We start from the raw sequence: 26,142 nt of genomic DNA on the forward strand, positions 1-26,142 counted from the left end.
TGGGATCATCCGCAATGTTGCACAGCTCAGCGCATCGGCGGCTGGACACCGTGTACGTAGAGATTGATGAAGTATTCGCGCCGGCGGCGATTCGCCTTCACCAGCAGAACAATGCCGATAATCGCCAGAATCACTCCGCCGATACCGAGCAGCGTGCCAATACCGAATGACCAGAGAACAGCCGACGTGAGGGCACTGGGATCTGCTCCTGTGAATCCATACATCGTCAGGCCCGTCGCGCCAGTGCAGGTCAGGGTGTAGTCGCCGGCCTCAAGTCCCATACCGTAGGACACCCCATCACCCATCGGATCCATTGGATGCTCACCCGTGTCATTCGACAGTGTGCATGCGACGTCGCGTCCGTTGGGGGCAACAACCATGTAGGTTCCCGTTGAGTCCACAGTCACCGTATCTCCTGAAGTCACGGGTAGAGCAGAGGACATCACGCCCGAGTTACCTAGCGCCCCGAAGAGAATCCCGAAAAAAGCGATGGGAGCCACGACCACAGACAGAAGGATTCCCACAATCAGCGTCGTGATCGCCGGAGCTCGTGAGGGCGCCTTACCCGGCGTCATCGGGGCACCGGCCGGGCCAGTCCCGGGGTATCCGCCCGGGACAGTTGCCGCCTGTCCGGGATATCCTTGCGCGGCCGCGTTGGTACCTGTGGCATACGGGGATCCCGAAGCCGAGCCGTTGGTGCTCCCCGTACCTCCGTGCATTCCCGAATTTTCAGGGAACGAGGACGAGGACGTTTGCGCGTGAAAATCCCCAGCCGATGACTCCGATGACGACAGCTCACCGTAGCGTGGCCACGGGGTATCACCGGAGGATTCATGAGGGTGAAATGTCTCAGGCATGGGGGTCTTCCTTTGCTGGTGTCGTCGGCGAGGTCAGACCGGCATCGAGGCGTTCGCGACGCAGCGCGTCGATGCTCGGAATGTTTAATTCTTTCAGATCTGTTGGAGATATGCCCATCGCTTGGGCAATGAGGTAATCAGCCAGTTCGGGGTTCCTGGCGAGCACAGGTCCGTGCATGTACGTTGCAATGATTGATCCTTGAACAACCCCATCAACGGGTGTGGCCGGAGCCGGATCACCGGGAAGAACACCGTTGCCGCTGCCGGAAATCACCGCACCAAGAGGCCGCGCATTCGGCCCGAGAATCGTTGCACCACCGTGGTTCTCAAAACCCGTCAGACGCTGCGTCAGGCCCTCGATCAGAGGTTCCGTGATCAATTCACCAATCGACCGACGCCCCTGCGGTTCCGTGGTGACATCAAGGATGCCCAAGCCCGGAACGCGCACATTGCGCGCATCCCGATATGAGTGCCCAAGCACCTGAAGAGACGCACAGATCGCAAGCAGCGGATGCTCAGCTTCGACAGCGCGCACAAGGCCGTCATCGTCGCGCAGTTTCGAGGCCGCAAGAGATTGTGCGACGTCCTCGCCTCCCCCGAGAGTGTAGATGTCAAGCCCAGAGGGAATCGGATCAGCCAACGACACCGTGACAATGGTGGCATCAATCCCACGGCGCCGAGCTCGTTCACGCAAAACCACAGCGTTACCCGTATCCCCGTAGGTTCCCAGAACCTCAGGGAGAAGAACACCGATCGAGAGTGTCGAGTCACTCATGCCTCGTCCTCGTTCCTTGTGACGTCGATTCTGCGTATCCGCGAGCGTGAAGAAGCGCCGTGAAATCTCTCAGGGCCGTGTAATTCACCAGAACCTCCACAGGACCCGCGTCCATTCTTTCGATCGCTTCCATCGGTGTGCTCACAAGCTCACACTTAATTCCCGCATACTCCAGACGTACCGCAAGATCGGCTCCTCGTTCACCGCAGGCAATGATCCGACGTTGAGCCCCCGCCTCGTCCTCGTTCCCAGAAATGGGGGGAACAGAACCCAGGAGAGAAAATTCAACATCCCACAACCACGACAAATCTTGCCCATCAGGAACCTGACCGTTGACACCGATGACAATCTGACGCGCTAAGGGGTCAATCATCGACAGCGTTTCCTGCCAACCCGCGGGATTCTTTGCAAGAATCAGCCGGGCCTTCCGACCGGAAATATCGTGAGTGGAATACCGTCCGGCCACCTCCGTGACCTCTGCGACGGCCTTCGCCGCAACCTCGGCTGGCACACCGAGCGCAACCGCTGCGGCCACAGCCTGCGCAGCATTCCCCAAATTTGCTCGTCCCGGAAGACGCAGATTTACGGCAACATCAATCCCACCGGGCCCATGCAGGCGGGCACGCGAACCTGAAATATCAACGCTCACATCGCTGAGCCACCAGTGCGGCTGCGGACGACGCGAAAGCTCTGGAAGTGTTTCATCCGGCTTCGACGCAACGAGATGCCATCCGTCCTCGTCATAGATCACCCGTCCACCCCGCGGATACGCCGCGGCATCATGGGTCCATCCCGAACCAGCGGACACCCACTGAACATTGGGTGAATCGCAGGCAGCAGAAACAACCAGCGGGTCATCGCAGTTCGCCACGACAACAGCGTGGGGAGAGTCATTGACCGCTTGGCGGAGCCGCTGCTCAACGGCCCCAATTTCACCAACGCGATCAAGCTGATCACGCGACACGTTGAGCAACACAATCGCCGATGGCTTTGCTTGGGCCGCCACCGATGGAACGTGCATTTCGTCAACCTCAAGGGAGGCGAAGCGTGCCGAGGGGGACGCAATGAGCGCCGAGACAATTCCGGCGGTCATATTGTCACCATTCGTATTTGACGTCACTGTGCCCGCTGTCGCCAGCGCGTGAGACACCATCCGAGTCGTTGTTGACTTGCCATTCGTTCCCGAGACAATCACCGAACTCACGTGGGTTCCCAGGTCAGCCAAGACATCGGGACTCAGACGCAGAGCAATCTGCCCGCCGATCATTCCACCCGAGCCTCGTCCCAGAGTCCGTGAAGCCCAGCGCGCAAGACGACCGCCGCTCACGGCGACACGCGAACGAAAAGGAAGAGCCGCTCGGCGACGCGCGGGGGCGTTACCGGGCGGTGTCAGTTGAGCCTCAGTCATAGTGTCACGATAGCGCGCTCAGTCTTCAACAACCGACACCGTACCCTCGATGACACGAACTCCCGCGGGACCAGCCTCGATGACGGCGCGTACGCGTCTCGTCGGTCTGACCCCATTTCCGCGCCACGGCTGCCACACGGTGACCTCCGCATTGGCAGAGTCCGGCGAGGTGGCCGACCACGGTCGTTGACCTCGGCGTATTGGCGACACCACACCCGTTGGCGACGCCGCAAACACACGATTTCGCCGGCCCTCCACCTCGCGCAGACGCTGTTCGAGGACGAGTTTCTCCGCTTCAAGGCGTTCAACCTCGCGCTCGAGATCAAGAATCCGTTGAATACCGGCAAGGTTAATGCCCTCATCCTGACTCATGCGCTGAACGTCACGCAGGCGCTGGACGTCACGCAGCGAATACCGCCTGCCGCGCCCGCGGGTGCGGGCGGGAGTCACCAAGCCAAGACGGTCGTATTGACGAAGCGTCTGAGGGTGCATTCCCGCAAGTTCCGCCGCAACCGAGATCACGAAGGTGACATCCGGGTCATCGATGTTCACAGGTTTGCGCGCCATCGGTCATCACTCCCCTGCGCGTTGCGCAAGTTGGGCTCGCGGATCGGGTTGAGCAAGCACGTCGCTCAACTGACGCACGGCCTCGGCCTGCTCCTCGGTGACGGATTGAGGAACAACGATTTCAACGGTCACCAGCAAATCTCCGGTGGTCGTTGCAGTTTTGACGCCGCGCCCGCGCACACGCAGAACCGTTCCCGATGACGTCCCCGCAGCGACCTTGACCTTCACTGAAGATCCGTCGATCAGCGGCACAGGGATCGTTGCTCCCAGTACGGCCTCGTCAAAGGTCACCGGGAGAATCATCGTCAAGTTGGAACCCTCGCGACCGTACACGGGATGAGATTCAACGTGAATCGTCACCTCGAGGTCACCGGGCTGACCTCCATCACTGCTCGGGTTGCCCTTGCCGCGCAATCGGATCTTCTGCCCGTCCTTAACACCGGCAGGGACCTTCACCGTGATTTTTTTCGCGTCAACGGTGATCTTGAGTTTTGCCCCGTCAAGCGCCTCCCTGAACGTGATCGTCATGGATGCGCGGCGATTCGTTCCTCGATGTGGGCCGCCGTATCCCGGCTGCGCACCGACGTCACCGGGAGCAAATCCGGGGCCACCGCCGTAGCCGCCGAACGGGGGTGCGCCGCTACCGAACGAGGCGCCACGCCCTGAGCCACCCATCCCGTTAAAGAGTCCGGAGAAGAGATCGTTGAGGTTTGCGTTGGATCCCCCACCCGACGTGGAGAATCGGATATTCGACCCGTTGGGAAATGCCCCTCCGAAGAGGTCGTCGAATCCGCCGCTTCCGGGGGTGAATCGCGCTCCTCCTCCGGCCATTGACCTCAGTGCGTCGTAGCGTCTGCGCTGGTCAGGGTTGGAGAGGACGGAGTATGCCTCGCCAATGTCCTTGAACTTTGCTTCCGCCGCAGCATCGCCGGGGTTTTGGTCCGGGTGCCAGGTGCGTGCGAGCTTCCGGTACGCCTTCTTGATCGCCGCTTGGTCGGCATCTTTTGCAACGCCAAGCGTCGTGTAGAAATCCTTTTCCAACCAGTCTTGTTCACTCATTGCGTGTCACCTCCTCTGGTGCTGTGTCTCATGCAGGGACGTTGATACCGTGGTGTTCTCCTGGCGATCAGTGGTTATTCAGGGTTATTCACCATGACTTTTGTTGCGCGAAGCACGTGATCTGCGCGCTTATACCCCGGCTGCACGACCTGTCCGATGACGGGATGATCAACATCCGCACTGGTGTTGGCCATCAGCGCGTCGTGGAGCATCGGGTCAAAATCGTCTCCGACTTGACCGTAACGTTCCATCTGAAAACGCGTTTTGAGCGTCTCTTCCAGTTTCGTTGCGATCGCAGCGAAAGGCCCGTCGTCTAAGTCTCCGTGCTGACGTGCGGCGTCGATATCGTCAAGAACCGAGATCAGCGCGTCCATGACGTCATTTTGTCCGGTGTCACGGTGCCCGGGAATAGCTTCTTTCGAGCGGCGCACGAAGTTCGCGTATTCCTGGTTGAGGTTGTACAGGTCGGCGTTGGCGTGAGCGAGCTGATCCTCGAGCTGAGCGATTTTCTCCAGGGCTTTCGCCAAGTCAGAATCTTCGATCTGCTCCTCGAAACTCGTCATGTCCACGGCGGCGTCGCTTCCGTCGGTGTCCGTCGCCTCGTCATCGGAAGGCATTTCAGGGGACGAGGACGAGGCCGCGTGCGCGTCCGAATCCCCCTGCCCCCCGGACTCCGGGGTCGGTTCGGCATTCGAGCCGACCCCGGAAGTTCCAGCGCCTGAGGCTGTGACATCGTCGGATTCAGGCACGAGGCCGTGGTTGTCGGCATCCGTCACTTGGCGTCATCCTCGTCCACGATCTCAGCGTCGATGACATCGTCATCTGCGGGAGCGGACTGCTGACCACCATCAGCCGGTGCCCCCTGAGCTTCGGCGGCCTGCTGTGCCTGGTAAATCTCCTGGCCGATCTTCATTCCGGACTCATTGAGCTTATCCATCGCAGCCTTCACGGCTTCCGTGTCTTCACCCTTGAGGGCTTCCTTGACGGCATCAACATCGGCCTGAACGGCCTGACGGGTGCCCTCGGAGATCTTCTCGGCCTCGTCTGTGAGCAGCTTCTCCATTGAGTAGACGGTCTGTTCAGCGAGATTTCGAGTTTCCGCTTCCTCACGACGCTTCTTGTCTTCGGCGGCGTGCTCTTCAGCTTCCTTGACCATGCGATCGATGTCTTCCTTCGGCAGTGCGGAGCCGCCCGTGATGGTCACGGACTGTTCCTTGCCGGTACCGCGGTCCTTGGCGGACACGTGGACGATGCCGTTGGCGTCGATATCAAAGGTCACTTCGATCTGGGGGACACCGCGAGGCGCGGGAGCAATGCCGGAGAGCTCAAAGGTTCCCAGCAGCTTATTGTCGCGCGCGAACTCGCGTTCACCCTGGTAAACCTGGATGAGCACGGAGGGCTGGCCGTCCTCGGCGGTGGAGAAGACCTCGGAGGCCTTCGTGGGAATCGCCGTGTTGCGGTCGATGAGCTTTGTCATCACTCCGCCCTTGGTTTCGATGCCCAGACTCAGCGGGGTGACGTCAATGAGGAGAACGTCCTTGCGGTCACCCTGGATGACGCCGGCCTGAAGGGCAGCGCCAACAGCAACGACCTCATCGGGGTTGACACCCTTGTTGGGCTCACGGCCTCCGGTGAGTTCCTTGACGACCTCGGAAACAGCGGGCATACGCGTGGAGCCACCAACGAGGACAACGTGGTCGATGTCGGCAACGGAGATTCCCGCGTCACGGATGACGTCGTGGAATGGTGTCTTCGTGCGATCGAGAAGATCCGAGGTCATTTCCTCGAACTTTGCGCGGCTGAGCGACTCATCCAGGTGAATCGGACCTTCGGGGGTCATTGACAGGTACTGGAGGGAGATATTGGTGCTGGTCGCAGACGACAGCTCCTTCTTGGCCTGTTCGGCGGCTTCCTTGAGGCGCTGGAGAGCCACGGTGTCCTTCGACAGGTCGGCACCGGTCTTTGTCTTCACCTGCTGGATCAGCCAGTCAACAATGCGCTGATCCCAGTCGTCACCACCGAGGCGGTTGTCACCGGCTGTGGCGCGCACCTGAATGGTGGAGAATCCGTCGTCGTCCTTGCCAATTTCAAGCAGCGACACGTCGAATGTGCCACCACCGAGGTCGAAGACGAGGATCAGTTCATCTTCCTTGCCCTTTTCGAGGCCGTAGGCCAGAGCCGCAGCGGTCGGCTCGTTGACGATCCGCTGCACGTTGAGCCCGGCGATCTGCCCCGCATCTTTCGTTGCCTGGCGCTGCGCGTCGTTGAAGTACGCGGGCACGGTGATCACCGCGTCGGTCACGGACTCACCCAGGTATGCTTCGGCGTCTGCCTTCAGCTTGGCGAGGATTCGCGCGGAGATTTCCTGCGCGGTGTACTTCTTGTCGTCGATCTCAACGGTCCAGTCTGTACCCATGTGGCGCTTGACGGATGCGATTGTTCGGTCGACGTTGGTCACCGCCTGGCGTTTCGCAATTTCGCCAACGAGGACGTCTCCCGCCTTATTGAACGCAACGACGGAGGGGGTGGTACGCATCCCTTCGGCGTTTGCAATGATCGTGGGTTCGCCACCTTCGAGAACTGCGATCGCAGAGTTTGTGGTTCCCAGGTCAATTCCAACTGCTCGTGCCATAGTTCATGTCCTTTCGTCCGGCCAGTGATCTTTTCCGACGCCGGGTCAGAGCTGGTCCGGTCTCAGTGCTGGGCTTCACCCCACACACTTCCTTGAGTCTGTTGCACTCAACTCTAGAGCGCCTGCGTTTTCTTCGCAATTCGTCGCGCCCAAAACTTGAGTCTGACATACTCAACTCTTTTTTCGCTCGCGATATTCCCTCCCAAAAAACTCCGCCCAAACTCCCCGAAAACCACCGTAATTTCAGGGCTTTTCTTCACGAGGACGACCACGCACCTTGATCCCTCGCGTGACTGTCTGGCCAAAACATGACACGATCAGCCCATGTACTGCGAGCATTTCGAGTCCGAAATCTGCCACTCCTGTCCACTGATCCGCATGCCCTACGACGACCAGATTGATCAGAAACAATCCGCCGTCGCCCACGTCCTCGACCCCGTCCTCGTTCATGGACCCGGCACGCGGTGGCTGGCTCCCGCCCTCTCCCCCGAACGCGGCTTCCGCACAAGCGCAAAACTCGTTGTCGGCGGCACAAGGCGCCGCCCCACTCTGGGGATCCTCGGAGCCCATCGCCGCGGCATCGACCTGCCCGGCTGCCCCATTCAACACCCCGCGATCAACGCGGCAACTCCGCGACTTAAACGCTTCATCAGGATGCTCGACCTCACCCCCTACGATGTCCCCACGCGAAACGGGGAACTCAAGAACATCCTCATCACCGTCGGCGCCAACGACCAGCTGATGATCCGATTCGTTCTGCGCTCACGCGACCGTGTTGCCAACATTCGTCGCTCGCTCGGTGCCCTCCAGGACCTCGTTCCAGGCGCCACCGTCGTCACCGCAAATATCCACCCCACCCACGAAGCCCTCCCCGAGGGTCCCGACGAGATCATCCTGACGAAATCTCGACGAATTCCCCTGGATTTTGGGGATGTGAGGCTCGCCGCCGGCCCCCAGTCCTTCGTCCAAACCAATACGACGATCGCCCGCGACCTCTACCGCCAGGTCGCACAGTGGGCGAGCCTCCCCATTGACGAGGGCGAGCACGTTGACGAAGGCGAATACGCGGACGCGACGCGGAAAAACACCGACGGCAAAAACCCTGCGGCCCACACTGCACCACCCACTGCCGACATGACGAATGAGGGTAGCCACGGCCTCTCCACCAGCTCCACCGCCAGGACCCCCGAGCCGCGAGCGCCCCGCTCGCTCTGGGATCTCTACTGCGGCGTCGGAGGTTTTGCCATGCACGCAGCCAGTGCGCAGATCCCTCAGGTCACCGGCATCGAAGTCAGTGACCAGGCAATCGCCTGCGCAAAGACCGCCGCTCATGCGATGGGACTGAGCAAAGACCACGTGACGTTCCTCAGCGCCGACGCCACACAGTGGGTGAGGTCGCGCGACGTCACCGCCCCGGATGTCATCGTCGTCAATCCGCCACGACGCGGCATCGGAAAGGAACTGGCCAACTGGATCAACGCCAGCGGGGTTCCGCGGGTGATCTATTCGTCGTGCAACCCAGATTCCCTGGTCAAGGACCTTACGCACCTCGGAAATTACACGGTGGAGCAGGCCCGACTTTTCGACATGTTTCCGCACACGCAACACGCCGAAGTCGCCGTACTGTTGAAGCGGCGACACGAAAGCACCCTTTAGAATCAACCCCGGCACGCGCGGCGAGGCCGCCGCAGATCACGATCCCCAGGAGTTCCTATGAGCGTTGAAATCCTCAGCGAATCCACCCCCGAGCTTGTTGACGCCATGCAGCGTCTCATCCCTCAGCTCTCACGCTCGGCCCAACCGATGGATGCCGACGCATGCGAGCGTTTCGTCGCGCAGCCCGGGGTTTTCCTCTTTGTGTTCCGCCCGGACCAGCCAGCTTCCGGTCAGACGGACCGTCCGATCCTCGGGATGCTGTCTCTGGCGACCTTTGAGATTCCCACCGGCGTGCGCGCGTGGGTCGAGGACGTTGTTGTTGACGAGGCCGCCCGCGGTCACGGCGCCGGACAGGCCCTCGTCGAAGCTGCCCTCGCTCAGGCAAAGGAGGTCGGCGCACGTACCGTTGACCTCACGTCCCGACCATCGCGTGAGGCCGCGAATCGGCTCTACCAGCGTTCAGGTTTCGCCCTGCGAGAGACAAACGTTTATCGCGTTTGCCTCGACTGAGGTTCTGCGCCTCATCTCAACGATAAGGTCCCCCGCGCGGCGCTTCAACGCTGCGCGCTCACAGGAACGCCCCCGAAACTCCGCACTGCGCGTTCGGGGGGTTAGAACTCCTCGTAGACAGCGGGGTCCTGGTTATTCGAACGCCCATCGGGACGAGCCAAATCCGTCAGTCGCGTCATCTGTTCATCAGACAGCTCGAAACTGAAGACGTCAAGATTCGATGCCATGCGCTGTGGGGATGCCGACTTCGGTAGCGGAATAATGCCTTGCTGCACGTGCCATCGGATAATAACCTGACCGACATTGCGACCCGTTTCCTCGGCGATCGCGGCAACCACGGGGTCGTCAACAATGCGTAGCTTGCGGCCGAGAGGACTCCATGCTTCGGTGACGATCCCCCTGTCATTGTGGTAAGCCACCTGCTCGTTTTGCGGGAAATACGGATGCAGCTCAATCTGGTTAACGGATGGCCATTCACCGACGTCGTCGCGAACTCGTTGAAGATGATCCGGGAGGAAGTTCGACACCCCCACCGACCGGATCAGCCCTCGTCTCTTCAGATCGACAAGCGCACCGAAGGCTTCAACGTAAAGTTCCTGGCGGGGATTCGGCCAGTGAATCAGGTACAGATCCCAGTAGTCCAGGCCCGCGCGCATGAGGGATTCCTCGACTGTCCGCACAGCCTCCTCGTAGCGGTGATGACGGCCCGGGAGCTTCGACGTTAAACGAAGCTCCTCACGGGGAACGCCGCACGCTCGAACGGCTTCGCCTAATGCGCCCTCGTTCTCATAGTTGAACGCCGAATCCACGAGACGATACCCTGCGCGGATCCCCGCAACCATCGCGTCAACACCGGCGTAACCATTGAGTCCATATGTTCCCAGCGCAATCCCGGGTACGGTGGTCCCGTCGTTGAGAGTGTACGTGGGGATCTGTGAAGGCGTCGTTGTCATATGACCGAGCATAACGTGCCGGGCTGAGGCCTACCATAGGTCTATGGCTTTCCTTGAACTCACTCCCACCGAATCTCATACCGTTGACTACGAGCACTTCCTTCTCGATTCACCGTCGTCCTACCACGCAGCCGACCTCGTTGCTCAGCGTCTTGAAGATGCCGGATTCCGCCGTCAGGACGAACACGAACCGTGGGATGCCAGCCCCGGCGGTCACGTCATGGTGCGCGCGGGAGCTGTTGCCGCCTGGTTCGTTCCCCACGAGGTTCCCACGGATGCCGGATTCCGCATTGTCGGAGCACACACTGACTCCCCCGCGTTCGTTGTCAAACCGTCGGTTGAGTCGCGAACCGCAGACGGATGGGGACTCATTGATGTTGAGGTGTACGGCGGGATGCTGTGGAATTCGTGGCTTGACCGGGAGTTAGTTGTCGCCGGTCGCGTCATTGATCATTCCGGGACCTCTCACCTCGTTCGTACGGGTGCTCTTGCACGTATCCCCCAGCTGGCAGTTCACCTTGATCGCGGTGTCAACCCGGATGGCCTGAGGTTGGATCCGCAGCGTCATCTTCATCCCGTGTGGACCGTCGATTCCCCTGAGTCCTCACTCATGGACGTTGTTGCCCAATGTGCGGGGTTGTCGGGTGCGCACGATATTGCGTCGAGTGACCTTGTGCTCACAACGGCTCAAGGTCCGGGAGTTTTCGGTGAGAATGCCCAGTTCGTCGCTTCTTCGCGGCAAGATAACCTGTCTTCGGTTCACGCTGGCCTCACCGCGATGGAACGCCGTGCGGCCTCAGGGATTCCCCAGGCTGGGGACGTGAGCGTGTTCATGTGCTTCGATCATGAGGAAGTTGGTTCGGCAACGAGGACGGGCGCGGCCGGTCCTATTCTTGAGTCTGTGCTGCGCCGCACCAGCCTCGCCCTCGGAAGGGACGAGGACGGACACGGCCGGATGCTGGCATTGTCCTCATGCGTGAGCGCAGATGCCGCCCATTCGGTTCATCCAAACTATTCGGATCGTCACGACCCGAATAATCATCCGGTGATGGGCCGAGGCCCGATTGTCAAGATCAACGCGAATCAGCACTACGCCACCGACGGCGAAGGCATTGCTCTGTGGAAGCGGGCATGTCGTGACGCGGGCGTTGCAACGCAGGATTTCGTGTCGAATAACTCGGTGCCGTGCGGTTCAACGATCGGACCAATTACCGCGACCCGCTTGGGGATTCTCACGGTTGATGTCGGTGTTGGATTGCTGTCGATGCATTCGGCTCGGGAGATGAGCCACGTTGACGATCTCTTCGGTCTCTCGCGCGTGCTTGAAAGCTACTGGCGAGGCGCATGACGGTCCTGGCAGCATGAAAACGCGCGGGTGATCCGTAAGGAGAACCGGATCACCCGCGCGTTGGTCGTGATCACAGCGATTCGATGGCGGTCACTGTCACGGGGACATTCCCGCGAGTCGCCTTGGAATAGGGGCACAGTTCATGCGTGCGGTCGGCGAGGCGCTGAACCTCATCTCGTGGAACACCGGGAATGTAGACCTCAATATTCACGCTGATGGCAAAGGAATCACCTTCGGGACCGATTCCGACGGTGGTGCGAACAACCGAGTCAGTTGTTGACGTTCCAAGTTCCTTCGCGGCAAGACCCATCGCACCCTGGAAGCACGCTCCATATCCCATAGCGAAAAGCTGCTCGGGGTTTGCGCCTCCACCGGGACCTCCGAGTTCCTGTGGAGCGCGCAGGTCAAGGGTGAGTTCCGGATCGGTGGTCACGGCCTGTCCGCCGCGGCCTCCGGTTGATTGTGCGGTCACTGAGTATGCGATCGATTGTGGTGTATTCATACGTCCATCACACCATCACCCGGTGTTTCCTGCCACTGCTGATCACACATTGGTCGATGAGAAAGCAGGTGATGGATCCTCACATCATCGGGGTGGGCAACGATCACCATCGGCGAGAAAACAGCTCGTCCTCGTCCCCATTCACGCAGGAAAACGCACCGATCGGCCGGGGACTGTCCGGTGTCAGAGGTGACGGGCCCAATGGCCCCGCCAGATCACAGGCTCCAGATCAGGGGGACAAGGAAAATTTTGATGATGATTGAAAAGGCGAAGAGCGTCGCATACGCCGCTTCGATGCGTTCGTCGACAACCCGAGCATCGGCTGCCTGAAGCACAGCCGGCTGGCCGAGGAAACCGGCAACACCTCCGGCGGTGCGCGGCGCAGACAATCCGATGAATTTTCCAGCAAAGGCCTGTGCGATACAGCAGATCGTCACGATGACCACCGCAAGAACCCCGGCTTTCCACCCGATGTCGGAAGTGAGGATGCCAGCCAGCTCGGGTCCGGCGTTCAACCCAAGGGCCGCGAGGAACAGCATGAGACCGATCTGTCGGATCGTCAGGTTTGCCGAGGCGGGAAGTGTCCACACGAGAGGGCCTGTCCGTCGCAGCGCCCCCAGAAGCATCCCGACAACCAGCGGGCCGGCGGCGGACCCCAGTTGGAAGGATTCCCCACCGGGCATCGGGAAGGGGACGGCCCCTAGGAGCATGCCCAAAACCATGCCGATTCCAAAGGCCATTGCGTCAACCTCAGCGACGCGGCGCTCGGAGTCTCCCAGCCAGTTTTGGATGTCCTCAAGTTCGTTCGTCGGCACGACCACAGCCAGATGATCCCCCAGCTGAACGGCAAGTTCATCACGGGCAAGAAGGTCGAGGTCTCCGCGTCGCACGCGAGTGATCACCGCACCGAATTTCGAGGCGACGTTGAGTTCACTCACTGTGCGTCCCGCGACGTCGGGATTAGACACAAGGATTCGCTCGAAAGCCACATCGGATCGGTCGTCCTCGAGATGATGTTCAACAGCTTCACCGATGGTTGGTACCGCAACGTCAAGGTTTACTCGGTCGCCCACAAGCAGAACGAAGTCTCCGGTGTAGAGGTCTTCACCGGGGATCACCACGCGCGTGCGGTCATTGCGACGCAGGTAGGACATCCGGATGCGTTGCTCTTTCCACGCCGGTATGTTGCGGGTGTTGACGTCGCGGGTGACGCGCACAGTCACGGTGTCCAGTCCCTGACCGGCAAGCGAGGGCGTGTCTTTGGTTCCCACCCATGTCCGCGTGACCGTCATCGTGACAACAAGGATTCCCACGATGACACCGATGGGGTATCCGAAGGCATAGCCAACAGCCGCGTTGGGGTCTGCGGTGACTCGGGTCGCGGCGTCGAGCGCGGGGGCGGCGGTCAAGGACCCCGTGAAAAGTCCCATTGTCAGACCCTTGGGAAGTTCCAAGAGGTGGCCTCCAACGATTGCCACGACGGCCCCAAGGATGCAGACCACTGCGCAGGACATCAGGAGATTGGTCTGTTTGCGCAGGTCAGCGAAGAATGTTGCCCCCGCTCCGATGCCAACGGTGTACACGAAGAACGCCAGACCGATCTGTTGAACGATCTCCATTCCGTTGCCGACTTGCGGATTCCATGCCGACACCGCGAGCCCAACGAATAGGGCTCCTGCGGCACCAAATCGCAGCGGACCACAGCGGATTGCCCCGAGGATCGCGCCGATCCCCACGACAAGGAATAGCGTCAGTAGTGGGTTGCCTGCGAGTACGGATGCCATGTACTCAGCCTATCGGCTCCTGAACTTTCGGTCGTCATGCATCCTGATTTCAGGCTAGTGTGAGGACTCGTGAGTACACCGGAACGGGGATGGTATCCAGACCCCGAAAATCCCCGGAAGATACGCTGGTGGGATGGCGATTCCTGGACGACTCAGGTTGCGGATCTTCCCTCCAGCGCTTCAGCGACCTCGGTGGAGTCCTCATGGGATGGGGACGAGGACGAGGCCGCGGCTTTCCTCACGCCCGGAGGCCACGGCGCGTCACCGGTGACTCATCAACGCAGGCGCTCGACCGCAAGCACTGTCATCTGGGTTTTCGCTGTTTTTTCCCTGGTTGTTGCAGCAGCACTGTGGGGACTGTCCCTCGTTCTTGACTCTCAGATCAGTCGCGCCGAATCTGAGGAAGAAGCGGCACAGTCAGCGCTCGAAGCCGCTCAGTCTGGACTTGATGCTGTGAAACAGCAGCTAGAAAAGGAACGCCAATGAGTCGTGCCTTAGGGAATCTGCTTTTGCGGGGATGTGGCGTGCTCGTCCTCGTCACCGGACTTGGTGCGAGCCTCGTGGGAGGTGCCCGCGTTGCCACGACCTACGCCACGCTCAACGAAGTCACCCAGCGCACATCGCAGACCCAGGCGGAAGTGAGGTCACTGACGCAGGAAACAACGCAAGTCCGCGATGAGTTAGCTGACGTGTTAACAACGAAAGCGGCACATCGCTGGTGCTCGCAGATGACTCGGGAGAATCGCGAGAATCTCGCCGAATTATCTGATGCGTACGCCCGGGCTTCTGACCTTGCGCAGGACCGCACCCAGGAAACCTGTGCTGATTTAGTGGCTCTCGCACAAGCTGTGATCAAGGCTCCGCTGGAGTCACTGCTCACTCAGGAGATCACCTCATGTCGGCTAACCTCTGACGCAACTGCGACGATCACCGGGACGGTTTCGGTGCAGACCTCAGATGCGTTCTCACGGTTCACAGCGGTCGATATGTGGGTTGATGCGTTGGTCTTTGCCAGCAACGCCGACGATACCCCCATTGCGTCGACGACGGTTGAGGTGGATTCAGTTCCTCTCGATGGGACGCCCGTTGCGTGGGAGACACAGATTCCGATGAGCGTCCCCGAGGCTCGCTACTGTTCGACGAAGCTGTCGTCCTGGTGGCCGCACTAGACATCCCCCCCCGTCACCCTCAGAGTCGAGGGCGAGCAGCCCCCCGATATTCCCCACCGGGTCCACTCGGCACAGTCAGTTCTTCGCCCCCTCAAATCCGCAACGAAAGGATGCTATGACCCTCAAAGGCACGATCGGACACATTCAGCCCGCCGAGGGCGACGTTGACCGCATCGATGCGGCCCTTCGCCTCATCGTCAGCGATCCTCAAAAGGTGCTGGTCCCCGTTGAGCAGTCCTACCCTTCGGCATGTATTGACGGTCGCCCCATGATCGTGTCCCAGACGTCTGCTTCGGGGGACACCGTGACCAGTCGCGCCGCACTGCGCCCGCGCCTCGCCGGTGGGACGCTGTCAACGTGGATCGTCGACCTTTTACTCACGCGGGTTTTTCGCCCGTCATCCCTGGCATCCGCGCAGGATCTGACGCGCATCCCCGTGCAACGCGTGTCCCATGATTTCGAGCAGTGGAGCCCCTCTTGGTTGTCCATGCTCTGCTCGTCGTTGCGCGAAGCTGGGCACGACGTTTCCTGTCACAGCGCCGACGCCAGCGCGGGCGATGACTCCGGTTGCGGCGCTCTCGATTCCCTGGCCTCGATCATCGCGATCATCGGGCAAGTTCCCGACGCCGTCGCAGAGCTCATGGCGGCCTGGGGGATCCCTCTGACGGATGTTCCCGAGCAGGTGTTCACCGCGTGTTCCTCAGTGTCGTTGACTCTTCCCACGGGTGCCGATCTTGCGGGAATCATTTCCGCCTACGCGTCCACACCGATTCCCGTTGCCGCTGGTCCGCACGCAGAAGTTGCCGTCATTGCGAACCGTATTCCTCGAACAACTGTGAATCCTCAAGCTCTCCATGAGGTTCTTGGCGGGCAGGCCTTCGTTGTCGACGTGTGGGCGGCCGACGCTATCGCCGATTTCTTCCTGACCGCTCATAGCGCGGATCTCCCGCAGGGGATGTCGACCGGGGATTCTCATCGGGCAACGCGCAAGGCCATCATCGCGACTGTGTGCGCTTTCAATGCCGCTGCGGTGCTTGCGCTGTCAGGACCCCGAATGTGTGTGGGGACTCTGAGTCCGCAGATGTGACTTCGCCCCCAAGGACGCGCAGTGGTCGAGTCAACTACGATCAGAGCATGACCTCGGCTTCTCCCTCGCATCCTCTCCCAACGGGCGATTCCGTGCGTGTCGACACGTGGCTGTGGGCAACGCGGCAGCTGAAGTCTCGATCGCAGGCAACGTCGGCGGCGCGTGCCGGTCACGTCAAAGTCAACGGAGACACCGCAAAGGCCTCGCAGAAACTCCGCGTCGGTGACGAGGTACGGCTGCGGGTCGACGGTTTTGACAGGGTGTTGCGCGTCACGGGACTTCTCCTCAAACGCGTCGGAGCACCCCAGGCACGTGAATGCTACGAAGACCTCACTCCCGCTCGCTCGCGTCTGCCCTTCATTCCTGTGGCGACCCGAGAGCGCGGCACCGGTCGTCCCACGAAGAAAGAACGTCGCGAACTCGATCGCCTCCGTGGGCGCGATTCGCGGCAACGCAGCTAAGAAGAGGTCTCTGCTCACGATCCTCACGCCAGATTCACCGTTCCCATCTGCGCAGATGGTGAGTGGTGACGAGGACGAGGACGAGGCTAGTCCACCCGGCGTTCGAGGGGCCGGCGACTGGGTGTCAGCACGATCGCAACGAGAGCGGAGAGCACCGGAATTCCCACGAGGAGCGTGGCAAGAATTGACCAGGGAACCACCGGAATCATGTCACTGAGCTCGGGGATCAGCCCCGCCCTCGACACCGTGATCGTCGCGAAGAACCCGACGAATAGTCCCGAAACAACGGCCACGGGAATACAGTTCATCGCAAGAATGAGCCCTTGGAACACCGTCACCTGCTGACGTAACTCGGGGAAGGCCCCGATGACGTCAAGGGTTTCCAAGTGGGTTCTAATGTCCGAAGCCGCGAGGGTGACAACCAGGGCAATGGTTGATGCCGCTGCAATGATGGCAAGAATAGCCGCGAGATAGGGGACGAGGAATGACAGTGTCGTCGGAGAGATCACCGTGACGTCCCCTCCCGGGGATCGGGCTTCAATCATCACCTCGAAAGAGCTGGCAGCAAAAGCACTCACCGGATTGCGCAGCTCAAGCAACTGTCCCAGAGGGCGTGCCGGAACGCGGAGTTTCGTTGCCGCCTCGGGGGACAGAACCACGACGTTGAGATGGGTGAATACCTGCGCTGGGAATGTCTCTTCCATCAGGTGAATGGTCTTAGACTTTGCCTGAATGTCCGTGTGCGCGGTGCTCATCGACATTCCCCGCAGGTTCAGGGATCTCACGCGGGCTCGTCCGTCGCTGATCAGGCCGTCTTCTGGGACCAATACACCACCGGAGCGAAGCATCTGGATCGCCTGGGCTTTTTGAGCGCCCCGAGCAATTCCCGAACGTTCCAGGTAGGTTCCGTCGTCAACGACGTACACCAGGTCGAGTTCGCGCATGGGCGAGGCCTTGGCCGACAGGCTCACCGGTGTTCCACCGTTCGGGGGGATCACTTCGACAGCGTACGGTGGTCCGTCGATTCCAGATGTCCACGCCATCCCACGCAGCTCAGTCTGACTGTCAATCTGAGTGACTGCTTCGATTGAGCGGATTGTCCGTTCCTGCCGTGTCCGCATCCCTGCGACGGTGTCTGATTGGTCGATATCCGACACAAAGACCTCGCCCTGGTGGCCGAGGTGAGCGTCGGAGTTCCACACGGCGGAATTTGCCGAGTGACAGCCAATGAGCATCGCACATGCAAGGAACACCGTCGTCATCATGGAGGCCATCGCGGGGAAGGTTCGATGACCGTTGCGTACTGCGTCGCGGATCGCGATGCGGAAGCCAACGGAGACACGACGCATGCGGAAGCGCCAGCGATTGAAAAGATATGGAATTGAGCCGATGAGACCGGCCTCGAAAAGGAGAAGCCCGAGAAGGAAGACCCACAGGTTTCCGCACCACGCGGCAATGAGGATAAGGATGATTGCGCCAGATAATGCGATCGGATACCACGCGTGTCGACGGACGAGACGCGATGGGAACCATGTCCTGCCTGACATGATGCGCGCGGCGTCAATGTGTGAAGCAGAACGCGCCGGACCCACGGATGCAGCCAGTGAGACTCCAAGCGGAGTCAGCAGAGCGTGGACAGCCGGTGTCCAGTCAATAACGAAGAGACCGACGTGAAGGACCGACGAAATGATGAGCCCTGCGACAACGATGAGGAGGAGTGTTACCGCCGAGGCAATGAGTCCGATGAGTAGACCGTAGGTCAGCATCATCCACTGGCGGACCCGTCGGTCACCGCCGTTTGCCGAAATAATCGCCAGGGTCCGTGTCAAGGACCGCTGTTGAGCGGCGTGGAGGGGAGAGACCAGCATGAATAGTTCAAGGAACAGAAGTGCGAATCCCCCGATTTTCAGGGTCCGCGACCACGAGAAGTATTCCGTCCCTCCCGTTGTTGCCTGTCCGAGGCCGTTGGACAGCTCCGAGCGCGGTGGCGGGTTTGTTAGCACAGCACGGGAGACCACAATGAAGCCGAGCTCATTGAGCGATCGAACGTTTTCCCAGGTGACCGGCGTTCGGCCTTTGACGTACCAGAGGGAGTAGTTTTCGGCTGCCACCGCCATCGGATCGAGATTGAAGGTGCCGGATCCGAAAGCAAGGATTCGTTCCCCGTCGACGATCTCAGCGATCTGTGCTCGAGTGAGCATACGTTTAGGCAGTCCCCCAGATTTCACCGTTGCAGACAGATGAATCCGATCTCCCGCGGACACGTTGAGTGCGGCGGCAACGTCCTGCGAAATAATCGCCTCTCCCGTTGACAGGGATTCCCGGCTCGCCGAAAAGTCGAGACCTGGGACGTTGAGATCCCCCAGCTGAGTTGCCGAGGGGAAAACGAAGGGGTTCTCCGCGTCTTCGGTTGTCGCTGTGACATGAGATATCACGTCGACTTCGCTGATCGAATTGCTGTGCGGTAGAACGTTGAGCAGGTCCGGCACCGTGAGGTCCACGGGGAGTCCATTGCGCTGGGACGGGTCAAAATGCATCGAGGAGCGATCCCCTTGTCGCTCCAGCGCAGCTTGGAGCGCCGGGTCGCGACTGAGGAGTTCCGAGGACACCCGAAGGACCGCGGCCTGTACGTCATTGGAACGGCCCAGCCATTGGGATGAAAGAAAAAGGGGCGAATTCATCGCATCCCAGACAGTGAGGGCACCGAAGACGAGAGCGACTGGCACAGCGATGAGGAGGACGACCACGGCCGTGCGTTTCGGGTTCTTGCAGAGGTCGCGTCGGGCAATCCGCGCAACGGCGACGTACCGTGAAAAACACGAACGATCACTGCTCATCCGCATCTCCAGCCCTTATTCGCCGTGGCGGAAGCGGCGATCCATTGACTCCAGACGCAGGTTCTCAAGAGAATCACTGCTTAAACGGTCAACGAAAAGCCCATCCCGCAGGAACACCGTTCTGTCTGCCCACGCCGCATAGCGCGCCTCGTGGGTCACGAGGATTCCGCCCGCACCACGGTCGATACGCTCACGAAGAAGCCGCATGATCTGCTCTGAGTTGCGTGAGTCTAAAGCGCCCGTGGGCTCATCGGCCAGAATGATCGCCCGATCACCGACGATCGCTCGGGCGATCGATATTCTCTGGCGTTGTCCGCCCGAAAGGCGATCAGGAAACTCGTGAGCGAGATCCCCAACCCCGACCTCGTCCAGCGCCGCGAGCGCTTCTTCCCGTGCGCGGCGTCCGGGCACACCGTTGAGCTGCAACGGTATCTCAACGTTTTCAACGGCGGATAGCGACGGAATGAGGTTGAACTCCTGAAACACATACCCGATCGTGGAACGTCGAAATGCTGCGCGACGCATCGCATCCATGTCGCTGATCTTGTGTCCGCAAATGAACACATCACCCCAGCTGGGTTTTTCCAGTCCCCCAACGAGGTTGAGGAGAGTGGATTTTCCAGAACCTGACGGCCCCATGACAGCAACGAACTCTCCCGGAGCCACGGTGAGATTGATCCCCGTCAAAACGATATTCCGGGTGCGACCGTCCTCATACTCATGGCCAACATCAACGATGCGTACGAGATCCGGGGGAAGAGTCATCAGACACCTTGCGACTGCGCGATAACATCCTCAGACCAGGTCTGAGTCCGTCCCTTCGACAAAGCAAACGCCGCCCGACGTGCAGCTTCATTGACTGCACCGGATTCGATGTGGTCAAGCCAGTGAAGCTCAGCCTCGAGGTCGAAGATGTGGCGCTCAAGGATGAGCTGCCAGGCGAACTCACCCTCATCCGCACTGGCCTTGAGCCGAGTGACATCGCGCAGAGCCCCCAGCGTTGCACGACGCTGAGTCTGGATGAGACCGGCAACGTCCACAGTGGGGTCAGCTGCGGCGACAGCAAGCTTCATGACAAGCTCATCTCGCTCGGGCTGATCGCGTGACACCGGGGTGCACCACCATGTTTCCAGCAGCTCGCGCCCCGCATCCGTCAATTCGAACACCTCGGAGTCACGACCTGCGTTCGTCTCCGCATGTGACGTCACAAGGGAGTCACGTTCGAGTCGGTGCATCGTCTGATACACCTGACCGATGTTCAGGGGCCACGCCCCACAGGTCTGTTCCTCGAACCTCTGCTTGAGTCGATACACACCCGCAGGCTGCTGGGCGACAAGTGCAAGGAGGGCGTTTCTCACTGACATTCGGTACTCCATTTCACGGTGACCATCGCATGCTTGCTGATCAGTTGCGGTACAAGAGTAATTATTTTATCGAATGAATGCTCAAGACTCTTGTTGAGAACGACACGAAAATTCTTCAAGTTCTTGGAGAGCACGCATCCACGTTCCATAACGCTGTCGAACGCTCGCAAGCGACGGCACCTCCGCACGTCCGCGTTCCCGTTCACTTCCCGACCAACGTCCGTAGCCATTAAGCGTCACCGGTTCCTGCTGTCGTTGACAAAACTCTAAGAATTCCGCGAATGCCGACCGGAAACTCTCCGAGGTAAAGCGTCCGCTTCCTCGCTGACGACCAACCGGAGATACGGGGATGTCAAAGCGCCGCAGCGCATCTGCCCAGTTGCCATCACCGAGCCTCACCGCAATAGTTCGACTCCTCGGAGGCCACACCAGTGCCCCTCTGTGAGATTCCACTCGCCAACGCGCGAGAATCTCCGCCCTCGCCGCATCAATTTTCCCTACCGATACGCTCGGGCATTCTTTCACGGCCGCTGACTGACGTGCCCAGGCGATCAGTGCGAGGATGAGTGCGCGCTCGTCCTCGTCCACCCGGTTCTTTTCACACAGCGGAAGGATTGCCTGCTCGTCCTCGTCCCGACGTTCCTGCGTGCGCGCCCAGCTGACGATCTCCTCGCGCTCGGCCGCGCTCGTCCTCGTCCATCCCACAAGAAACCAGAATCCCAATTCGATTTGCTGATCCGTAAATGCCGGAACCCGCCCACTCGTTCGTGCCATAGTTTTACTCTACGCATGTACGCTCCTCGCCGCCGCACATTGGCGAGCCACTCTCATCCTCAATTCGGATTGACTCCCCATCCCCAGCGCTGCCCGCGACCCCAACGCCACCCGCGACCAGGCTAGGCCGGTGCTTCGCAGCTATCCTGAGACACAAGCCGCAGCCAGGAAACCCGCAGCCGCGTCAGCCGATCCCCCAAGGAGCCTCATGTCCACGCCGTCGATCCCGACACTGCAACTGCCAACAGGGACCCCGATCCCCCAATTCGGTTTCGGCACGTACAAAGTGACCGAGGGCGTGTACGAGGCTGTATCCCACGCCCTGTCTGTGGGATACCGTCACATCGACACCGCGCAAATGTATGGGAACGAGGCCGAGGTCGGACGAGCGATCGCTGATTCGAGGATCCCTCGCCAGGACCTGTTCATCACCTCGAAACTTAACAACGGCAATCATGAGCCCTCCGACGCACGTTCGTCATTTGATCGTACCCTCGCTGATCTTCGGACCGACTACGTTGACCTCTTCCTCATTCATTGGCCGATGCCCCTGCGATACAACGGCGATGTCGCCTTGCCCTGGCCAGTTCTCGAAGAGTTCTACGACCAGGGGCGAGCCCGCGCCATCGGGTTGTCAAATTACGAGCCCGAACACATTGATGCCGTCCTTGACATCGCGCGGATCACCCCTCACGTCTTACAGATCGAAGCGCACCCATTCTTCGCGAATAACCAGACCCGACACTACGCTCGGCAGCTGGGGATGGTCACCGAGGCGTGGTCTCCCCTGGCACGCGGACGCGCCGCATCGGACCCGACGCTGAGCGAAATTGGGAACGCGTACGGGGTGAGTGCAGCTCAGGTTGCTTTACGTTGGGCAATTCAGCGCGGGGATGTTGTCTTCCCCAAGTCCGTCACTCCCAGTCGCCAGGAACGCAACCTCGATGTCTTTTCTTTCGAGCTCAGCGCAGCCGACATCGCCCGTATTGACGCATTAGACGAGGGAGAAGAGGGGCGAACCGGTTCGCATCCACGCACCCTTAACCGCATCTAGGGATCCATTGTGCGCTGGTCAACATGTGGACCAGAAGAAGTCCCCGAAGCGACTGTGACCCCAAGTCCGCGATAGAGTCACCATATGGCTCAATCCCCGGATCTTGATTATGCATTGTCAACTCTTAAAGCAACTCCCGGAGACGAATATGTCTTCGCCCACCTCGATCACGTTCCCAGCGGAATTGATCCCTTCGCCGTCATTCACGACGACGACGGCTACACCATTGTTGTTGAGAAGTCTCAGGCCCAATCCATTGGCCTTGACGTATCAAAGACCTACGCGCAGGTCATCCTCGGCCTCGACGCGAACCTGGATTCCATTGGAATCACGGCGACTATCGCGCAGCTGATGACGGCACGCTCGATTGTTGCGAATATCATTACCTGCGTCCATCACGATCACCTCTTCGTTCAAGCTGATCGGGCGAACGAAGCCGTTGCAACCCTCACCGACCTGGCAAAGAACGCGCAGGGGTGGCTTCCTCGCGGCTAACGACGCCGCCGCAGTCACGCCCCAAGGAACGCACGTGGCGAATAGGGATCTTCGCGACGGCGGGCAAGAGATCGCAGGAAACACCGGAGGGAACGAGTAGGCTGAGGGATATGGCAAAGGAGCTTTCACGTGCCGACCGTGCGATCGTGCGATTGGCTGACGGAACCGTCAAACAGCAGAATCTCCTCACCGGAACAGAGGTGTGGACGGTACCCGGACGCGGACACCGACCACTGTCGACTCCGCATCCAGATCCAGCGCCAATCTCCGCCGATCGTCACGGTGAATTCTGCGCGTTCTGTGAGAAAAAGTATCTTGAGACACCTCCGGAGAAGTCTCGGCTGATTACGCGCGAGGACGGATCATGGGAGGAACTCTCTCACCTACCCGCCGAGCAGCTCTCCCAGACAACAGCGCAGTTCCGCCGCATCCCGAACCTCTTTGAGATCGTGTCGTACAACTACTGGCACCTCAATCACGGGCACGTTCCCTCCGAGGCAGAGCAGACCCGGATGGCGGAGTACCTCGCCTCCCCCGCCGGTTACGACCACGTCATGCGACTCGTGCGGGCTCGCCTCATGGCATCGGGATCCTCCCAGGAAGAATTCGATGCGATGTCTGATTCCCAGAGGCTCAGCCACGCCAACGGTTTCTTCTCCGGGGGACACGACCTCATTGTTGCGCGGCGTCACTACGTTGACTCAGCTACGGACAACACGCAGCTGGCAAGTTCGGGCACACTGACGCCTGAGGAACACTACTACTACACGGACTACACGGCCCGCACAATGCAGGACCTGTATTCCCTTGACCCGGCGGTGCGCTACGTCGCGACCTTCCAGAACTGGCTCAAACCCGCAGGAGCTTCCTTCGATCATCTCCACAAGCAGCTCGTGGCCATTGATGCTCTCGCCGTTCAGACTCAGGCTGAGCTTGACCGACTGCGTTCGGAGCCGGGAATCTACGATGAGATTTTCAAGGTCGGAGCCACCCGCAAACTCCTCATCGCACAAAACGATCACGCCGTTGCCTTTGCGGGCTTTGGCCATCGTTTCCCAGGGATCGCGGTGTGGCCGCTGGGAAGCCCCCGCAACCCGTGGGAAGTATCCGACGAGCAGATGCGAGGGATTTCGGACATTCTTCACGCCGCCCACGCTGCCACCGGACACGAGGTTCCGTGTAACGAAGAGTGGTATCACCGTCCCCCAACGGTTCACACGCCAATGCGGTGGCGGATCCTCCTCAAATGGAGGATCTCAACTCTTGCCGGATTCGAGGGTGGAACGCGCATCTACCTCAACACAATCGACCCGTGGCAAGTTGTTGAACGCACCGTGCCTCGTCTTCTGCAGATGCGCGAGGCCGGCCTCGTTGCCCCCATGCGCATTGGTGAGGAATGCCGCGTGACACCGGAAATGCTCCGCGATTAAGTCACCGGCAGTACCTGAGCTCTGCGTCTCTTCACCACTTTCAGCTGTGCGTCCTTCTGCTAGGCGTCGCCCGGGGCGCTGAAACGGGGTCGTTGCGTTTTAATGTGCTGCCAGTCCCCTGGCCCACAGTTCACCCCATGTGGCTGTTGCCTCAATCGCCGCGGAGTCGAGATCGCCAACTGAAGGGTCGGCCGTGAGGAACCACTGCGCGGCGGTATCGGCGCGCACGTCCTCGTTCATTGGATCGATGGCACCGGCAACGGCGAGGCTTCTTTGCGTTCGCCGAGTACTCAGCCACGCAATGAAAGACTCTGCTCCGTCACTGGCCGCAGGTCCCGATGCGACATACAGGATGCGCTTGACGCACGTCGCGGGAATCGGCGCGGCAACACTTTCGCTTCCCGAGTTATTGAGTGCGAGGGTCGCAAGCGAACGTGGCGCAACAACAAGAGGGATTGACGAGGGCGAGGCCGCATCTTCCTCGGCCCGGCTCGAATGTCCGGCGGAGTCACCCTCGGACGTGCTCAAGGCAGGTTTGTCAGATGCAGCCGTGTCCCCTAAATCTCCGGGGACCGGGGAATCGTGGGCACCGATACCCGGGGTGAGCGCCAGGCGGGTCCAATAGGCTTGAGGAATCACCCGCGCGCCGGTCCATGCTCGAATCGCATCCGCGGCGGTGGGGGTCACGGTGAGTGCGTGCTGAGCGTTCTTCACCCAGTCGTCGACTGTGCCATTCGTTGCCATCCCAATGGATTGGGTGAAAGAACGTCCAATACTTGTCACTTTCGGATCCGGAACACTGAGTTTCGGTGCGTCCGCTGCTGACAGCTCAGCAAGGCTCGTTGGCAGGGGCAGAGCATTGGCACTAAACCACCGGGAATCAGCGATGACGCACACGTCGTCTCGTCCGTAGGCAACACCGGCGAGAGCCTGCGGGAGTTCAGTGCCTTCCGGGGTCCGCGTATCCTCGGGTGTCGTTGACGCGATTGTTCCTGCGCTCGCTGCACTTCCCGCATCCGTTGCATCAAGCCCAGCGACGACATCGGCGTGAGCATGCTCCAGGTCAGCTGCCGATTCCACTTCCACCACCGACAGAGTAAATCCCGTCTCCGCTGTGAATTGTTGAGCGACTTCCTCGGGGAGGCGAGCACCACCGATGAGGGCGAGAGTGACCTCACCGTGTCCTTTGCGTGGGTGAGGCTCAGCGGATTGGCCGCTCTGTGCGCCGTCGGATCCCGCTGCATAGCCCCCGGGAAGGATCGCGTGATCAAAGGGGTTATCGGGGGCGTTCGAGGACACCGACGGGGAGCATCCCGCAACAATAAGGCTCAGGGCCGAGGCCGAGGCGCCCACACGCAGAACCGACATCGCTCGGAGGCGCTCGGCCAGTGTTTTTAGTGGTTGAGCGATCATGCCTTTG

25 protein-coding genes are annotated in these 26,142 nt (G+C 60.2%); 10 read left to right on the forward strand and 15 right to left on the reverse strand.

Annotated features, from left to right (window positions below):
- Nucleotides 1–26 precede the first annotated feature (26 nt).
- The 7 genes from G7Y41_RS08490 to dnaK form a co-directional block, all read right to left on the reverse strand.
- A complete protein-coding gene (locus G7Y41_RS08490; protein ID WP_165315592.1) occupies nucleotides 27–857 on the reverse strand; it encodes a hypothetical protein in 831 nt (276 codons plus the stop codon).
- The gene (locus tag G7Y41_RS08495; protein ID WP_165216584.1) at nucleotides 850–1,632 is read right to left on the reverse strand and encodes a type 1 glutamine amidotransferase; all 783 of its coding nucleotides are present in this window, start codon (nucleotides 1,630–1,632) and stop codon (nucleotides 850–852) included. Before G7Y41_RS08495 ends, G7Y41_RS08490 begins: the two co-directional genes overlap by 8 nt.
- Nucleotides 1,625–3,040: a Mur ligase family protein gene (locus tag G7Y41_RS08500; RefSeq protein ID WP_196819494.1), complete on the reverse strand. Its 1,416-nt coding sequence runs from the start codon at nucleotides 3,038–3,040 to the stop codon at nucleotides 1,625–1,627. Before G7Y41_RS08500 ends, G7Y41_RS08495 begins: the two co-directional genes overlap by 8 nt.
- A gap of 18 nt (nucleotides 3,041–3,058) precedes the next feature.
- Nucleotides 3,059–3,607: a heat shock protein transcriptional repressor HspR gene (locus tag G7Y41_RS08505; RefSeq protein WP_165315593.1), complete on the reverse strand. Its 549-nt coding sequence runs from the start codon at nucleotides 3,605–3,607 to the stop codon at nucleotides 3,059–3,061.
- Nucleotides 3,608–3,613: 6 nt separating this feature from the next.
- Complete coding sequence (locus tag G7Y41_RS08510; RefSeq protein WP_165315594.1) at nucleotides 3,614–4,666, reverse strand: DnaJ C-terminal domain-containing protein; 1,053 nt, start codon at nucleotides 4,664–4,666, stop codon at nucleotides 3,614–3,616.
- Between the two features lie 74 nt (nucleotides 4,667–4,740).
- The gene (locus tag G7Y41_RS08515) at nucleotides 4,741–5,442 is read right to left on the reverse strand and encodes a nucleotide exchange factor GrpE (RefSeq protein ID WP_231367280.1); all 702 of its coding nucleotides are present in this window, start codon (nucleotides 5,440–5,442) and stop codon (nucleotides 4,741–4,743) included.
- Complete coding sequence (dnaK, locus tag G7Y41_RS08520; protein WP_165216591.1) at nucleotides 5,439–7,298, reverse strand: molecular chaperone DnaK; 1,860 nt, start codon at nucleotides 7,296–7,298, stop codon at nucleotides 5,439–5,441. Before dnaK ends, G7Y41_RS08515 begins: the two co-directional genes overlap by 4 nt.
- Before the next feature lie 324 nt (nucleotides 7,299–7,622).
- Here dnaK and G7Y41_RS10105 point away from each other — a divergent pair, with 324 nt between their 5' ends.
- On the forward strand, nucleotides 7,623–8,954 hold the full coding sequence (locus G7Y41_RS10105) for a methyltransferase domain-containing protein (protein WP_231367281.1): 1,332 nt from the start codon (nucleotides 7,623–7,625) through the stop codon (nucleotides 8,952–8,954).
- Between the two features lie 57 nt (nucleotides 8,955–9,011).
- Complete coding sequence (locus G7Y41_RS08530) at nucleotides 9,012–9,464, forward strand: GNAT family N-acetyltransferase (protein WP_165315595.1); 453 nt, start codon at nucleotides 9,012–9,014, stop codon at nucleotides 9,462–9,464.
- Nucleotides 9,465–9,565: 101 nt separating this feature from the next.
- Here the strand turns inward: G7Y41_RS08530 and G7Y41_RS08535 are convergent, their stop codons facing one another.
- Nucleotides 9,566–10,417: an aldo/keto reductase gene (locus G7Y41_RS08535; protein WP_165315596.1), complete on the reverse strand. Its 852-nt coding sequence runs from the start codon at nucleotides 10,415–10,417 to the stop codon at nucleotides 9,566–9,568.
- 43 nt (nucleotides 10,418–10,460) lie between these two features.
- Here G7Y41_RS08535 and G7Y41_RS08540 point away from each other — a divergent pair, with 43 nt between their 5' ends.
- Nucleotides 10,461–11,765: a M18 family aminopeptidase gene (locus tag G7Y41_RS08540; RefSeq protein ID WP_165315597.1), complete on the forward strand. Its 1,305-nt coding sequence runs from the start codon at nucleotides 10,461–10,463 to the stop codon at nucleotides 11,763–11,765.
- Nucleotides 11,766–11,835: 70 nt separating this feature from the next.
- On the opposite strand, the gene G7Y41_RS08545 is transcribed toward G7Y41_RS08540, so the two are convergent.
- Both G7Y41_RS08545 and G7Y41_RS08550 read right to left on the reverse strand, forming a co-directional pair.
- A complete protein-coding gene (locus tag G7Y41_RS08545; protein WP_165216599.1) occupies nucleotides 11,836–12,267 on the reverse strand; it encodes an organic hydroperoxide resistance protein in 432 nt (143 codons plus the stop codon).
- Between the two features lie 215 nt (nucleotides 12,268–12,482).
- The gene (locus tag G7Y41_RS08550; RefSeq protein ID WP_165315598.1) at nucleotides 12,483–14,051 is read right to left on the reverse strand and encodes an aspartate:alanine exchanger family transporter; all 1,569 of its coding nucleotides are present in this window, start codon (nucleotides 14,049–14,051) and stop codon (nucleotides 12,483–12,485) included.
- A gap of 69 nt (nucleotides 14,052–14,120) precedes the next feature.
- Here G7Y41_RS08550 and G7Y41_RS08555 point away from each other — a divergent pair, with 69 nt between their 5' ends.
- The 4 genes from G7Y41_RS08555 to G7Y41_RS08570 all read left to right on the forward strand — a co-directional run bounded on the left by G7Y41_RS08555 (nucleotide 14,121) and on the right by G7Y41_RS08570 (nucleotide 16,768).
- Nucleotides 14,121–14,537, forward strand: a complete 417-nt coding sequence (locus G7Y41_RS08555) for a DUF2510 domain-containing protein (protein ID WP_165315599.1) — start codon at nucleotides 14,121–14,123, stop codon at nucleotides 14,535–14,537.
- A complete protein-coding gene (locus G7Y41_RS08560; RefSeq protein ID WP_165315600.1) occupies nucleotides 14,534–15,220 on the forward strand; it encodes a hypothetical protein in 687 nt (228 codons plus the stop codon). Before G7Y41_RS08555 ends, G7Y41_RS08560 begins: the two co-directional genes overlap by 4 nt.
- 115 nt (nucleotides 15,221–15,335) lie before the next feature.
- Nucleotides 15,336–16,307, forward strand: a complete 972-nt coding sequence (locus tag G7Y41_RS08565) for a hypothetical protein (protein WP_165315601.1) — start codon at nucleotides 15,336–15,338, stop codon at nucleotides 16,305–16,307.
- A 47-nt stretch (nucleotides 16,308–16,354) separates the two neighbouring features.
- Nucleotides 16,355–16,768 (forward strand): RNA-binding S4 domain-containing protein, encoded by a 414-nt coding sequence (locus tag G7Y41_RS08570; RefSeq protein WP_165315602.1) that lies wholly within the window; start codon nucleotides 16,355–16,357, stop codon nucleotides 16,766–16,768.
- Between the two features lie 86 nt (nucleotides 16,769–16,854).
- On the opposite strand, the gene G7Y41_RS08575 is transcribed toward G7Y41_RS08570, so the two are convergent.
- The 4 genes from G7Y41_RS08575 to G7Y41_RS08590 all read right to left on the reverse strand — a co-directional run bounded on the left by G7Y41_RS08575 (nucleotide 16,855) and on the right by G7Y41_RS08590 (nucleotide 21,743).
- Nucleotides 16,855–19,605, reverse strand: a complete 2,751-nt coding sequence (locus G7Y41_RS08575) for an ABC transporter permease family protein (RefSeq protein WP_165315603.1) — start codon at nucleotides 19,603–19,605, stop codon at nucleotides 16,855–16,857.
- Nucleotides 19,606–19,620: 15 nt separating this feature from the next.
- The gene (locus tag G7Y41_RS08580; protein ID WP_165216613.1) at nucleotides 19,621–20,370 is read right to left on the reverse strand and encodes an ABC transporter ATP-binding protein; all 750 of its coding nucleotides are present in this window, start codon (nucleotides 20,368–20,370) and stop codon (nucleotides 19,621–19,623) included.
- Nucleotides 20,370–20,969: a PadR family transcriptional regulator gene (locus G7Y41_RS08585; protein ID WP_165216614.1), complete on the reverse strand. Its 600-nt coding sequence runs from the start codon at nucleotides 20,967–20,969 to the stop codon at nucleotides 20,370–20,372. Before G7Y41_RS08585 ends, G7Y41_RS08580 begins: the two co-directional genes overlap by 1 nt.
- A gap of 81 nt (nucleotides 20,970–21,050) precedes the next feature.
- Complete coding sequence (locus G7Y41_RS08590) at nucleotides 21,051–21,743, reverse strand: hypothetical protein (RefSeq protein ID WP_165315604.1); 693 nt, start codon at nucleotides 21,741–21,743, stop codon at nucleotides 21,051–21,053.
- A gap of 208 nt (nucleotides 21,744–21,951) precedes the next feature.
- Between G7Y41_RS08590 and G7Y41_RS08595 the strand changes: the two genes are divergently transcribed.
- The 3 genes from G7Y41_RS08595 (at nucleotide 21,952) to G7Y41_RS08605 (ending at nucleotide 24,722) form a co-directional block, all read left to right on the forward strand.
- A complete protein-coding gene (locus G7Y41_RS08595) occupies nucleotides 21,952–22,797 on the forward strand; it encodes an aldo/keto reductase (RefSeq protein ID WP_165315605.1) in 846 nt (281 codons plus the stop codon).
- 84 nt (nucleotides 22,798–22,881) lie between these two features.
- Nucleotides 22,882–23,292 carry an ACT domain-containing protein gene (locus G7Y41_RS08600; protein ID WP_165216619.1) on the forward strand — a complete coding sequence of 137 codons (411 nt, stop codon included), beginning with the start codon at nucleotides 22,882–22,884 and terminating at the stop codon, nucleotides 23,290–23,292.
- Nucleotides 23,293–23,402: 110 nt separating this feature from the next.
- Nucleotides 23,403–24,722: a DUF4921 family protein gene (locus G7Y41_RS08605; protein ID WP_165315606.1), complete on the forward strand. Its 1,320-nt coding sequence runs from the start codon at nucleotides 23,403–23,405 to the stop codon at nucleotides 24,720–24,722.
- Nucleotides 24,723–24,821: 99 nt separating this feature from the next.
- On the opposite strand, the gene G7Y41_RS08610 is transcribed toward G7Y41_RS08605, so the two are convergent.
- Complete coding sequence (locus G7Y41_RS08610; protein WP_165315607.1) at nucleotides 24,822–26,135, reverse strand: type 2 periplasmic-binding domain-containing protein; 1,314 nt, start codon at nucleotides 26,133–26,135, stop codon at nucleotides 24,822–24,824.
- Nucleotides 26,136–26,142: the final 7 nt, after the last annotated feature.

The organism is Schaalia sp. ZJ405 (assembly GCF_011038885.2).
GTDB lineage: Bacteria > Actinomycetota > Actinomycetes > Actinomycetales > Actinomycetaceae > Pauljensenia.